Below are 12718 nucleotides of genomic sequence, written 5' to 3'. Positions count from 1 at the left end.
ATCTCAAAGATGACGAACAGCGCGCAAAAATTCCTGACGCGTATTTTGACTCGATTTAAATAACCCACCTAATGAGGTTGTTGTCGTTGCACTCGTTGCATCGCGAATACCACGAGCTTTAACACAGTAGTGAACAGCATCTATCGAAACTGCCACATTTTTTGTGCCTAATAACGTTTGTAATGCAATCAGTATTTGTTGCGTTAAGCGTTCTTGAACTTGAGGACGTTGAGCAAAAAACTGCACAATACGGTTAATTTTAGATAAACCAATCACTTTATCTTTTGGGATATAAGCCACAATCGCTTTACCATCAATGGTGACAAAATGATGCTCACAAGTACTGGTTAATGTGATATCCCGTACCGTCACCATTTCATCCACTTGCATTTTATTTTCAATGAGCGTGATTTTTGGGAAATTGTGATAATCCAGTCCTGAGAAAATTTCATCAACATACATTTTAGCAATACGACGAGGCGTTTCAGCCAAACTATCGTCGCTTAAATCCAGGTTTAACAGCTTCATCACTTCTGTCATATGATGTTCAATTTGCTGTTTACTCTCACTTGGAGATAGCTTTGATTCACGAAGAGGCGTTTCCAAACCGCGTTCAACTAACGCAGCGTGCACCCATTGCGCCTCTTTACTTAATGATGACATTGGACTCTCCGATAAACACATTAATTAAGTCGCTGTTGTCACGCTCAGCGACAACAACCTACACTTTAGATGACCTGAATCACATTATCCAGCAATACCGCATTTTTCGTTATGAAATTATTGCATTTTTGTGTGAACTATTTTTAGCTTAAATCTAATTTTTTTCATTTAAACACACCAGAAAACCACCGATGATCAACACGATAAAGGCAACGTAAAGCGCGGGTTCTAATTTTCCTGTTAATGCTGTTGAAAGTGAAGATATAACAGGACCAACTAATTGCCCAATGGCATAAAAAGTCGTGAGTAAACCCGCCATATAGCGCCCATGATCAGGCGCTAATTCTCGACCTCGTAAAAAAGCAAGTTGTACTGCACACATCAAACCGCCACCAACTAAAAAAGCACCTATCGCAAGCCCTGTTATTGTTGGTATCCACTCTGCAATTAAAATGCCTAATGCTTGGAGCCAAAGTGTAATAGCTAATCGTAACTGTGTGTTTAATACATTACGCGTTAAAATGGCAATTCCAATACACAATGCAGCAGAAGCACCAAAAACAGGCCAAACAAATTGTGCAATTAAACTACCCGGAAAGCGCTCTGCCGCCATTTGAGAAAGAAATGTGGCCGGTAAAATATAACCAAAACCTGCAAAGGTATAACCCCAAATCAACTTTTTCATTGCTGGGGTCAGTGTTAAAGGTGCAACTTTTACGTTTTCTCGGCTCATCGCCCAAGGTTTAGGAAGGTGATAGCTCACATATATTGCACAAATAAAAGCAAGTGAACCATAAATAATCCAGCCAGCCATCGCCGTCATTTGCCATTTCATAATTAATACAGCAAGCATACCGCTAATGAATATACCCGCTCCTGTACCAGCATAAACAGCAACACTTAAAGCAGGACGATTTAACCGAGCCAGTAACTCATTGGCCCATGAGGCTACCAACACAAGTGTCCAGCCACTTGCCCAACCAATAAAAAAACGGGCAATACTGTGTGTAAAGGCATCATTTAAAAAGGCAGACAACAAGGTAATAACAACGGATCCCCAAAGTCCAGCCCACAAGCGATATCCCACACCGTTAATAGCTCTCATGGCATCATAAGAGCCTGCGAGATAACCAAGGTAATTAAATGCCGCGACAATACCTGCGCTCGTGAGTGTCAATTGAGATCCCGCAATCATCAGTGGCACCTGTGGTGTAAAGGTAAAACGCCCTATTCCCATCGCTACGACTAAAGCAAGAAAACCACTAAACGCGATATGAAAAGCTTGCGCTGAATGACTTTGGTGATTTGAAGTATTCATTGATATCCATTATTTTGTTTTATTGTTTTATACATTTTAAATGTGCTGTTTATTAATAATAGAACAAGCAACATATTAACCCCTGACAGTTAACATTTTTTGCAACAAGATGTTTCATTTCTTTCTAGTCACAAGATGATCTCTGACATGATGATGTTCATCGTGATAGATTAGTATCATGAAATAAAACAGAACATTTCGATAGATCTTGGAGTATATAATGAGTCAATGTCACGTTAGCGGTTTATTATCTCTTGATGAAGCGCTAGAAAAACTACTTGAAAAACCGCTGGCAATTACCGATACCCTTAACATCCCATTAAATAATGCAGCCAATTATATTCTAAGTGCAGATATTACATCTCCACTCAATGTTCCGCCTTTTGATAATTCTGCAATGGATGGTTACGGACTTCGTTACGCTGACTTAGACGCTCAAACTCCTCTTCCTGTGGCAGGAAAATCATTCGCTGGTATTCCTTTTGAGGGAGAACTTCCTGCTGGTCAATGTGTACGCATTATGACAGGGGCAATGGTTCCTACTGGTGTTGATACTGTCATTATGCAAGAAGAAGCAGAGATAAGCGAAAGTGGTATTCGTTTTCCTCATCCAGCGAAAAAAGGCCAAAATATTCGCCGTATTGGTGAAGATATTAAGGAAAATGAGGTTGTATTACCGGCGGGCACTAAGCTTTCAACAGCACAATTACCCTTAATCGCCTCTTTAGGGATCGCCACTGTACACGTTTATCGACGTTTAAAAGTTGCCGTTTTCTCAACGGGTGATGAGTTACAAACTATCGGTCAGCCATTAAAAGCGGGGCAAATTTATGATACCAATCGTTTTGCTGTCCGCCTAATGCTTGAAAAATTGGGTTGTGAAGTTTTAGATTTAGGCGTTATTCCTGACTCACCGGAAAAACTCCGTGAAACCTTTAAAAAAGCAGATCAAGAAGCCGATTTAGTGATCAGCAGTGGTGGCGTTTCTGTCGGTGAGGCTGATTATACCAAACAAATTCTTGATGAAATTGGCGAAATTGGTTTTTGGAAATTAGCCATTAAACCAGGAAAACCTTTTGCCTTTGGTCGATTACATCATGCATGGTTCTGTGGCTTACCGGGTAATCCTGTTTCAGCAACGGTCACATTCTACCAATTGGTTCAGCCTTTAATCGCGCGCTTGTCAGGCTTTAGTCATTGGAAAGCACCACAACGTTTCCAAGCCATAGCTCAATCATCATTGAAAAAATCAGTAGGCCGTCTTGATTTTCAACGTGGTATTGCAAGTATTAATGCTGAGGGTGTTTGGCAAGTGGATACTTCAGGCCACCAAGGCTCTCACGTTTATAGCTCTTTTAGTGTTGCTAACTGCTTTATCGTTTTAGAGCGTGAACGAGGCAAAATCGCAGCGGGCGAAACCGTTACTATCGAGCTATTTAATTCCCTGTTAAAAAGCGAATAGCCTTTATGAGTATAGAATTAACCGATGAAGAAACACTACGCTATAATCGCCAGATTGTATTGCGAGGCTTTGATTTTGATGGTCAAGAAGCGTTGAAAAGCGCTTCTGTACTAATTGTTGGCGCAGGTGGCTTAGGATGTAGCGCTTCGCAATATCTAACGGCCGCTGGCGTAGGGAAACTTACATTATTAGATTTTGATACCGTTTCTCTTTCTAATCTTCAGCGCCAAATTCTTCATCGCGATGCCACGATTGGTCAACCCAAAGTACTCTCTGCAAAAGCCACATTAGAAGCTATTAATCCTCATGTCACAATAGAAACCGTTGATGCATTACTTGAAGATGAGGCTTTAGCACAGCTTATTAGCCAACATGATATTGTTATGGATTGTACGGATAATGTGACTGTGCGCGAACAACTTAATCGTCTCTGCTTTCATCAGAAGAAACCGCTAGTATCTGGTGCTGCTATTCGTATGGAAGGTCAAATCAGTGTATTCACCTACCAAAATGGCGAACCTTGCTATCGTTGTCTGAGCCACCTTTTTGGCGATAACGCCTTGAGTTGTGTTGAAGCGGGCATAATGGCGCCTGTTGTGGGTACTATCGGTACATTACAAGCCGTTGAAGCAATAAAGTTACTCACTGGCTACGGTGAAAATTTGCATGGCAAAGTATTAATGTTTGACGCAATGCGAATGCAATTTCGTGAGTTTAAGCTCCCTAAAAACCCACATTGCGAAGTGTGCTCCGCCAATTTACCTGACAACTAACCACTCTGATACTTTTCGATAAGGTAAGCCTAACGTCTTCAACCTTACCTTATCGACCCTCAAATATAAGGGTGTTCACCTGTTTTATCATCATTTTAATCGCGTTTTAAGTCATATTCCTCGTTAAATCAATGTAACACACTTGTAGTATTCAACTTGATTTAATTCTACTATAACCGCCCGCGTCAAAACGCAACAGGATGCCCGATAAGCACAGATACTCATCTAAGCACAAGTTTAACGTGCTAAAAAGCAATACAAGGTAGAAGAATGACATTTCAAATTGCAGACACTCTTTATTACAACGGGTTTATTTATACCGCGGATCATCATGATAATATTGTTGATGCTATCGCGATAAACCAGGGTGTAATTATAGCTACAGGTAAAAAAGAGTGTTTACTTTCTTACTGTAATGACAAAACTGAACTGATTGATTTACAGGGAAAAATGGCTATGCCTGGCATTATTGATGCACATATGCACCCATTTTGGGGTGGTGCAACATTAGCGGGTTGCCATCTTGATTATCAATCACTCTCTATCGATGATATTTTATCGCGCATTCAAAAATACCTTGATGAAAATTTTATTAATAGTGATAACGAATGGTTAAAGGTCTCTGCATGGTATCGTGAAGGAATGCAACCAGAAGGTGTACAAATGACACGTTATCACCTTGATACCCTAAATACGACTCGCCCTATTTTACTTTTTTCCAGTGATTGTCATAGCGTTCTTGCTAATTCTCGAGCTTTAGAACTGTTAAATATCACTGCTGAAACACCCGATCCTCCTGATGGAAATATCGAGCGTGATGGCGATAGAACTCCCATTGGCATTCTTGAAGATGCCCCCGCAATGCAAGCCATTGATAGCTTGCCTCCACTCACTGAAGCACAAAACCTACACATAGCCCGTCATGTTCAAAAATTATTAAATGAACAAGGCGTAACCACCATTATGGATGCGCGTGCGGGTGAACCTCAATTACGCGCCTTTAATACATTAAGAAAAGCCGGTGAACTGACCCTTCGTGTTGAAAATGCCGTTGAAATCACACCCGATGATGTGCCATCTATTGATGATATTCCAAACGCGGTACGCCATGCTACAACTCGTTTTTCACAATGGCATCAAATCAGCGAAAATGCTCAACCCAGCGTTGCTATCCGTCATATTAAACTTTTTCTTGATGGTGTATTACAAGCGCCGATTATGACAGCTCGTTTACACGCACCATATCGCATCAATGTGGGCACAGATGACACACCACATTGGCAACCATCTGAACATGTTGGTGACCTCTATTTTTCACCTGAAATCTTAACGCCATTAATCATAGAAATTGCTCGTGAGGGTTATCATCCTCATATTCATACCGTTGCTGAAGGTGCAATCAGCACAGCACTGGATGCTATCAGTGAAATGCGTAAAGTCTTACCTAAAAAAGACATTAGACCGGGGCTTGCGCATAATGAATTGATGTGTGAAAAAGATTATGCTCGTTTTACACAACTAAAAACCACCCCTTTTCTCTCCTTCCAATGGGCTGCTGTAGAGCAGAGCAATATCGAAAAAGATATTGAAATGCTAGGTAAATCTCGCTGTGACTATTTGGAAACGGCAGGAAAATTTATTGATGCAGGCGTCACCGTGGCTTTTGGTAGCGACTGGCCGATAGATCCACTTAATGAATGGTACAATTTTAAAGTTGCAATGACGCGCCAAAAAAATGTCACAAGCCCACGCCTTGATAACGATCGCAATCTTACATTAATTGAAGTCTTACGAGCTGCTACCATTAATGCCGCTCAGGCATTGGATATGGAGAGACAAATTGGATCATTAGAAGTCGGAAAATTTGCTGATTTTATTGTATTAGATAGAAACCTGTTTGAAATATCGGCAGAAGATGTTGAAAATGTCAGGGTATTGTGTACGATCATAGCGGGGAAACCCACAATTTAGCTGAATAATATAATTAATAAACCCGTGTAAAGCGGGTTTATTTTTATCTATGCACTTAATCCCATGAGAATTAAGATAAATTTAATCTGCTACAAAGTAATCCCCATTACAGTGCTTACTTCTTTTAATCCTTCTCGCTCGTAAAAACGCTTAGCTGCACTATTTTCAGCTAATACCGATAACTCAAGATGCGTCATTTTCTCTGATTTCGCCCACTCTTTCATGGCGTTAAGCAATAAGCTCCCAGTGCCTTGACTACGAATAGTAGGATCAACAACGATATCATAAATATAGGCGTATTTACGTTGCACTAAGCAGTTAAACATTGGCGTTTCTTGTATTTGCGCCATACTAAATCCAACAATTTTACCGTCTAAATCGGCCACTAACAGATGAAACTTATTATTTTTTATTCCATTAATAATAAAAGCTTCATCTTGCTTACCTGGTTTTAATCGATCGGGTTGTAATTTTGCCATTTCATTAAATAAAACCGAGTAAAGTGCATTAATTTCTTCCACATCAGAAAAAATTGCTTTTCTTATTATTATCATTTTTTACCTTTATTTGTTGTAGGTTTTTACCGGAGGTGCAATATATGTTTCAAACTTATCTAATAATTGAATAGGACATTGTTCTACAATTGCCATATTGCGATATTTTTCATGTAGGAATTGTTCGTCCGCCATTTTATCAATCATCATTAATAATGGTGAATAAAACTGATTAATATTAAGTATGCCCAAGGGTTTTTTATGCAACCCAATTTGGCTCCATGTAAAGACTTCACTAAACTCCTCTAATGTACCAAAACCACCAGGTAAAGCGACAAAACCTTCTGCTAGTTCTATCATTTTGCTTTTACGCTGATGCATGGTCTCAACAACGTGCAGTTCAGTCAGATTTTTATGAGAAATTTCACGCCCTTCTAATAGCGTAGGAATAACCCCAATTACTTTTCCGCCTTCAGCTAATACTGTATCTGCAAGTGTACCCATAATTCCCACACTTGCTCCTCCATAAATTAAGGTAATATTACGTTTAACCAGCTCTTCGGCAAAAATAATGGCTTGTTCTTTATAAATAGGTGAGGCCCCTAAACTAGAACCACAATACACAGCGATAGATTTTATTTTATTCATTTTTTATTCTCATTTTGCTAGTTAAAACGAATGTCGAATTATACTTAAGCCTACTTTGATAAAAAAGGTTAAAAAAAGTGTTTTTGCACTTTTATCATGCATATATCTTTAATTATTATTAAATCTTATATTTAAATTATCCTATTCTTTATTTTATTCAATATTAATTGACTTGTATTTTAACTAAATTTATTCAACTAAATTTAAATAAAAATATTTATTAATAAATAACTATATTAAAGCACGTAATTTTATTTTATATTATGCGATCCTTTGTTATTTCGCTAACAGAGCACACATACGATTGATTATTGACGAGGTTTTATAGGATGTTGTCAGCCAGACACTCAGCTAAATTACAGGTATTTTATCCTGTGCTTCTTTTGCTTCTTTCTATGCTTTCGATACAAAGTGGCGCATCCCTTGCTAAAAGCCTATTTCCTGTTATCGGTGCCCCTGCGGTAACGGCGTTACGTCTATTATTAGGCACATTGATCCTCTTTTTTATCTTTAAACCATGGCGGCTCAAATTTAACCGCGAGTCAATTATGCCACTGTTTTTATATGGTTTATCGTTAGGGGCAATGAATTACCTTTTCTACCTCGCCCTTGAAACCATTCCTTTAGGTATTGCGGTTGCCCTTGAATTTACAGGCCCTTTAGCTGTTGCTATGTTTTCATCGCGCAGAGCCATCGACTTTTTATGGATAATTTTAGTCATTGCAGGTTTAGGATTATTGCTGCCTATTGGCGATAATATTCATGGATTAGATCCTCTAGGTATCCTTTATGCACTGGGTGCCGGTGTAGGTTGGGCGTTATATATTGTATTCGGACAACGTGCAGGTAAAGGTTACGGCGCGGCAACGGTTTCTATTGGCTCATTAGTTGCGGCTTTTATTTTTGTTCCTATTGGTATGTTACAAAGCAGTCCTGACATTATGTTTAGTTGGTCTATTTTACCTATTGCTTTGGCGATTGCGATTTTATCAACCGCATTCCCTTATACCTTAGAAATGATCGCACTTACGCGTCTACCAGCTAAAACATTTGGTACTTTAATGAGCTTAGAGCCTTGTATGGGAGCTTTTATTGGTATTATTTTCTTACATGAACATTTGACGTTAATACAATGGGTTGCCTTAGCCTTTATTGTTTTAGCCTCTATTGGTTCAACAACGACCATGAAAAGCAAAACCAAAATTGAGGAAATAAAATAGATATTTAACTCATTTTACTCAGTAAGAAATTAATATTAGTTTTAAAAGGATCTTATGATCCTTTTTACTTATTAAATAATAACTTTACTGACCTATCATTGCTATTTTTCGCTCATTGTCTTACCCTAAATAGACTATTTCGATAGATTAGATTTTTTTAATAGATGACCTATCAATTTAATAGTATCAATCGATAAGACTAACCATTAATAATTCACTATCATAATTAACAGAAATTAAGATAATGATTTATTAATTATTTAGGGAGAACGATTATGAGTACTGCTAAATTAGTCAAATCCACACCTTCAACTCTGCTTTATACCCGTAATAATCTCGATGATAGTGTAAAACTGCATGCTATCGAATTACTACAACAGATGGTGACGCAGTTTATCGACCTATCTCTCATTACAAAACAAGCTCACTGGAATATGCGTGGCAGAAACTTTATTTCTGTTCATGAGATGGTAGACGGCTTCCGCGATACCATTAATGAGCACACTGATGAATTTGCAGAGCGTGTTGTTCAATTAGGTGGCACTGTATTAGGCACAGCACAGGTTGTCAGTAAGAAAACCCCATTGAAAGCTTATCCTCTGGATATTCACGATGTGCAAGATCACTTAAAAGCACTGGCCGATCGTTATGCTATCGTTGCAAATGATATTCGTAAAGCCATTGATGAAGTTGAAGACGAAGATACCGCGGATATGTTTACAGCCGCATCACGTGATCTTGATAAATTCTTATGGTTTATTGAAGCTAATATTGAGAATTAATTGATAATATAATACGTTATAATTATAACTTAAAAAGGCTACCTTTCTTTAGGTAGTCTTTTTTTATTTATTTTAGGCATATCAGGTTGATAAATAGGAAAAACAGGTAACGCCGTTAATAAACGTCCCCCGTAATTTTTAGTTAGCAAACGCCTATCATAAATGACAATTTCACCGTGACAATGATGACTACGAATAAGACGACCGACTTGCTGAATTAAATTAAATGATGCACTTGGTAAGCTTTGCACTTCAAATGGATAACGTTTCAGTGATTTGAGCCACTCACCTTCTGTCACAATGACAGGATCAGTCACAGGAGGGAAAGCAATTTTATGAATATGCACCTGTGTTAAATAATCTCCTTTTAAGTCAAGCCCTTCAGCAAATGATTGCAAACCAATCAATACACTATTATCACCCGCATCAATACGCTTACAATGTGTTTCTACCAATCGATAACGAGGCTGATCCCCTTGTACTAATAAGCATAAACGTAAATCTTTCACTTCTTCCAAAAAGCCGTCCATTGCCCGTTGGCTACTAAATAAAACCAATTGTCCTCGATGATTATTTTCTTCCATTCCTTGTCGAAAATATTGAGCCATCTCTTTTAAATGTTCACGCTCATAGCTCATCGTAGGTTCATAGTGCATTTTGGGAATAACTAATCTACCTTGCTCTTTATGTTCAAAAGGTGAAGATAACGTAATAAAGCGATCATCAAAATGCTCACTTAGGCCTGTTAATTCTTGAATACGAGAATAGCTATTTAATGAGCGTAATGTCGCAGAAGTAATAACCACATGTGGGATATTTTTCCATAACAATTGCGTCAGTTGTTCGCTAACACGAATGCCAGCACAATGAAAATAGAGATGAGACTGCTTTTTATCGTAACGACGAGTCAGCCATTTTGATACGGGAGCTTTTGACGTCTGTTCTAATGTTGCTAAGCGCCACAGTTTGGCCATATTTTCTAAATAGCCCACCATTCTACTGGTAGTTAAAATAGCACGATGTAAACGCACAACATCTTCTTTGCCTGTACGCTCTGTTAAATCGTTTAAAATCGCCTCACCTAACATTTTTAATCCATCCGTTAACTTAAATAAGGTTTGGCAACTTAGCAAAAGTTGTTCAGGTAATTGGCCTAATGGAAAGAGATATTCATCTTGTTCACTACGCTCTGGTAATAACACGCGCGTAAATGTATCAACCTCTTGATAAGCTTCACGTAACTTAGCGATATGGGCATCAAAACGAATAGGATCAGCCAATTTAGGTGGCCTTGCTGGAATAAATTGCGCTAAATACTGACTAACATGGCGAGTGATATTATCGAGCTGATTATTAAGGGCAACTAAGGTAATTTCCCCTTCCACTTCAAGTGCATCTCGCGCAACATCAGGAATATGATGCCCTTCATCTAGCACCAATAGCATATTTTTAGCATCCGGTAACACAGATTCGCTTTCCATTGCCGCCATCACTAAAGCATGATTGGTGATCACTACATCAACTTCATCAATTTCACGGCGAGCAATAAAAAAAGGGCAACGATGATAATATTGACAATTGCGTCCTAAGCAGTTCATTTTATCTGTGCTAATTTTGCGCCATAAACTATCTGTTAATGCCCGTTTATGATGATCGCGCAAACCATCCCAGCCAAAACTCGTAAAATCATTTTTTAATTCTTGGCAAATTTCTCTTTCTGCACTGGTTGCCACATCCACTTTGTCTTCAAGTAAAAACATTAAGTCGATTTGCTCGCCTTCAGTCGCACAGATAGCATCTAAATTACGAGGACATAAATAACGCCCACGGCCAAAAGCACCTGTAAACGTAAGGTCAGGAATGATTTTTTTTAATAAGGGGAGATCTTTGCTAAAAATTTGATCTTGCAGTGCCACATTTGCCGTACTGATTATCAGTGGTTTTTTCTCATCACGACTAATTGCAATACCAGGAATAAGATAAGAGAGTGTTTTTCCTACACCTGTTGGCGCTTCAATTACTAAATGACGTCCCATCTCATCAGAAAAAGTCTTGGCTACTTCAGCGATCATTTCACGCTGTGGCGCACGGGGAATAAACCCATCAATATATTCGGGGAGAGCTTTATACCACTGACTTATTTGAGTTTTAACTGATTGAGAAAGGGACATAACCACTCTGTAGCTGATTTTAAGAAAGGTGCTATTGTCTCATAATACTGTATAAAAATCAGTAGTTACCTTTAATTACTCTCTTTTTTCATCAAAGAATGGATAACATCTCGAAATTATTGAGCTTTGTTATAGATTATTAATTCAACTCTTCATAGTATGAGTATTCGTTACGTCACATTAAAAATAGCTTTATAAAAATATGATTTATTGGTTTTATTAAAACACAACACCAGTTAAGAGATACCTATAATGACCTCTGCAAAGCGCCCTATTTTTAACTTAGAACTTGATTTACTCCGAACCTTTGTTGCCGTTGTCGATGGAAATACCTTTGCCGCAGCCGCAGAATCTGTTTGTCGTACTCAATCTGCGGTTAGCCAGCAAATGCAGCGACTTGAATCCCTTATAGGTAAAGAACTTTTTGCTCGCCAAGGCAGAAATAAAACACTGACAGAAGCAGGCACGCAACTCCTCAATTATGCTCGCCGTATTTTACGTCTGAACGATGAAGCTTGTCTTTCATTAATGCATGAAGAAATCGATGGGATCTTAAAAATTGGTTCCCCTGATGATACGGCAAACACGATTTTACCAGACCTTCTCGCACGTTTTTCAGGTGCATATCCACGCCTTATTATGGAAATCATTGTTAAACGTAGTCCGTTTTTAATGTCGATGCTAGAAAATAACGAGCTTGATTTAGCTATTTCCACCGAAGAACATGTGGGGTATCCCAAAATTGTCCTGCGTGTCTCCCCTTCCTTATGGTATTGCGGAAAACATTTCAGATTTGATCTTGATGAACCATTGCCATTAGTTGTACTAGATGAACCCAGCACATACCGCGATATGATGATAAATCACCTTGATCAACAAGGCATTCGTTGGCGAATTGCTTATATGGCTACAACGCTTTCAGGAGCTAGAGCTGCGGTACGTGCAGGTTTAGGTATTATGGCGCGGTCAATTGAGCTTTCAGGTGATGATTTGCGTATTTTAGGCGAAAAAGAAGGATTACCCGCTTTACCCGCAATTCGTTATAACCTGTATCTCAATGCCAATAGCCCAGGAAAAGCAGCACAAATACTGTTTGATTCATTAAAAAATGAACAAAATGAAGTTATTAATCATGCCGATATAACTCTTCAACAAGAATAAAATATCTGAATGAAATAATATCGTTAATAACCAAAGTAATAAAATATTAACACCA

At 38.5% G+C, this 12718-nt stretch carries 11 protein-coding genes; 6 read left to right on the top strand and 5 right to left on the bottom strand.

All coding sequences use genetic code 11. The features are described from left to right. Positions 1–3: 3 nt before the first annotated feature. Positions 4–663 (bottom strand): GTP cyclohydrolase I FolE, encoded by a 660-nt coding sequence (gene folE, locus GWJ05_RS17145; protein ID WP_036938265.1) that lies wholly within the window; start codon positions 661–663, stop codon positions 4–6. A gap of 154 nt (positions 664–817) precedes the next feature. Continuing rightward, on the bottom strand, positions 818–1981 hold the full coding sequence (locus GWJ05_RS17140; protein ID WP_036938267.1) for a YbfB/YjiJ family MFS transporter: 1164 nt from the start codon (positions 1979–1981) through the stop codon (positions 818–820). A 220-nt stretch (positions 1982–2201) separates the two neighbouring features. Between GWJ05_RS17140 and moeA the strand changes: the two genes are divergently transcribed. From moeA to GWJ05_RS17125, 3 genes are all read left to right on the top strand, one after another. Next, on the top strand, positions 2202–3443 hold the full coding sequence (moeA, locus tag GWJ05_RS17135) for a molybdopterin molybdotransferase MoeA (protein ID WP_123821977.1): 1242 nt from the start codon (positions 2202–2204) through the stop codon (positions 3441–3443). 5 nt (positions 3444–3448) lie between these two features. After that, the gene (gene moeB / locus GWJ05_RS17130; protein ID WP_036938273.1) at positions 3449–4216 is read left to right on the top strand and encodes a molybdopterin-synthase adenylyltransferase MoeB; all 768 of its coding nucleotides are present in this window, start codon (positions 3449–3451) and stop codon (positions 4214–4216) included. 270 nt (positions 4217–4486) lie between these two features. Further along, positions 4487–6187 (top strand): amidohydrolase, encoded by a 1701-nt coding sequence (locus GWJ05_RS17125; RefSeq protein ID WP_036938276.1) that lies wholly within the window; start codon positions 4487–4489, stop codon positions 6185–6187. Positions 6188–6276: 89 nt separating this feature from the next. Here GWJ05_RS17125 and GWJ05_RS17120 read toward each other — a convergent pair whose 3' ends face one another. Both GWJ05_RS17120 and GWJ05_RS17115 read right to left on the bottom strand, forming a co-directional pair. Next, on the bottom strand, positions 6277–6741 hold the full coding sequence (locus GWJ05_RS17120; RefSeq protein ID WP_087803624.1) for a GNAT family N-acetyltransferase: 465 nt from the start codon (positions 6739–6741) through the stop codon (positions 6277–6279). A gap of 9 nt (positions 6742–6750) precedes the next feature. Then, positions 6751–7329, bottom strand: coding sequence for a TIGR00730 family Rossman fold protein (locus GWJ05_RS17115; RefSeq protein ID WP_036938281.1), 579 nt, complete (start codon positions 7327–7329; stop codon positions 6751–6753). A 329-nt stretch (positions 7330–7658) separates the two neighbouring features. Between GWJ05_RS17115 and rhtA the strand changes: the two genes are divergently transcribed. Together rhtA and dps are read left to right on the top strand one after the other, a co-directional pair. Further along, complete coding sequence (gene rhtA, locus GWJ05_RS17110; protein WP_036938283.1) at positions 7659–8549, top strand: threonine/homoserine exporter RhtA; 891 nt, start codon at positions 7659–7661, stop codon at positions 8547–8549. Between the two features lie 275 nt (positions 8550–8824). After that, complete coding sequence (gene dps / locus GWJ05_RS17105; RefSeq protein ID WP_036938285.1) at positions 8825–9331, top strand: DNA starvation/stationary phase protection protein Dps; 507 nt, start codon at positions 8825–8827, stop codon at positions 9329–9331. Positions 9332–9369: 38 nt separating this feature from the next. Here dps and dinG read toward each other — a convergent pair whose 3' ends face one another. Then, positions 9370–11502: an ATP-dependent DNA helicase DinG gene (dinG, locus tag GWJ05_RS17100; protein WP_087803626.1), complete on the bottom strand. Its 2133-nt coding sequence runs from the start codon at positions 11500–11502 to the stop codon at positions 9370–9372. 252 nt (positions 11503–11754) lie between these two features. Between dinG and GWJ05_RS17095 the strand changes: the two genes are divergently transcribed. After that, positions 11755–12663, top strand: coding sequence for a LysR family transcriptional regulator (locus tag GWJ05_RS17095; RefSeq protein WP_036938290.1), 909 nt, complete (start codon positions 11755–11757; stop codon positions 12661–12663). Positions 12664–12718 lie beyond the last annotated feature (55 nt).

This window comes from Proteus sp. G2626 (assembly GCF_009915985.1).
Classification (GTDB): Bacteria; Pseudomonadota; Gammaproteobacteria; order Enterobacterales; family Enterobacteriaceae; genus Proteus; species Proteus vulgaris.
Note: the sequence above shows the minus strand (reverse complement) of the source record. Positions and strands in the feature narration are given on the sequence as shown.

Excerpts from the sequence above, each read along its gene's own strand:
- folE (WP_036938265.1), bottom strand. The coding sequence starts at position 663 with ATGTCATCATTAAGTAAAGAGGCGCAATGGGTGCACGCTGCGTTAGTT.
- GWJ05_RS17140 (WP_036938267.1), bottom strand. The coding sequence starts at position 1,981 with ATGAATACTTCAAATCACCAAAGTCATTCAGCGCAAGCTTTTCATATC.
- moeA (WP_123821977.1), top strand. The coding sequence starts at position 2,202 with ATGAGTCAATGTCACGTTAGCGGTTTATTATCTCTTGATGAAGCGCTA.
- moeB (WP_036938273.1), top strand. The coding sequence starts at position 3,449 with ATGAGTATAGAATTAACCGATGAAGAAACACTACGCTATAATCGCCAG.
- GWJ05_RS17125 (WP_036938276.1), top strand. The coding sequence starts at position 4,487 with ATGACATTTCAAATTGCAGACACTCTTTATTACAACGGGTTTATTTAT.
- GWJ05_RS17120 (WP_087803624.1), bottom strand. The coding sequence starts at position 6,741 with ATGATAATAATAAGAAAAGCAATTTTTTCTGATGTGGAAGAAATTAAT.
- GWJ05_RS17115 (WP_036938281.1), bottom strand. The coding sequence starts at position 7,329 with ATGAATAAAATAAAATCTATCGCTGTGTATTGTGGTTCTAGTTTAGGG.
- rhtA (WP_036938283.1), top strand. The coding sequence starts at position 7,659 with ATGTTGTCAGCCAGACACTCAGCTAAATTACAGGTATTTTATCCTGTG.
- dps (WP_036938285.1), top strand. The coding sequence starts at position 8,825 with ATGAGTACTGCTAAATTAGTCAAATCCACACCTTCAACTCTGCTTTAT.
- dinG (WP_087803626.1), bottom strand. The coding sequence starts at position 11,502 with ATGTCCCTTTCTCAATCAGTTAAAACTCAAATAAGTCAGTGGTATAAA.
- GWJ05_RS17095 (WP_036938290.1), top strand. The coding sequence starts at position 11,755 with ATGACCTCTGCAAAGCGCCCTATTTTTAACTTAGAACTTGATTTACTC.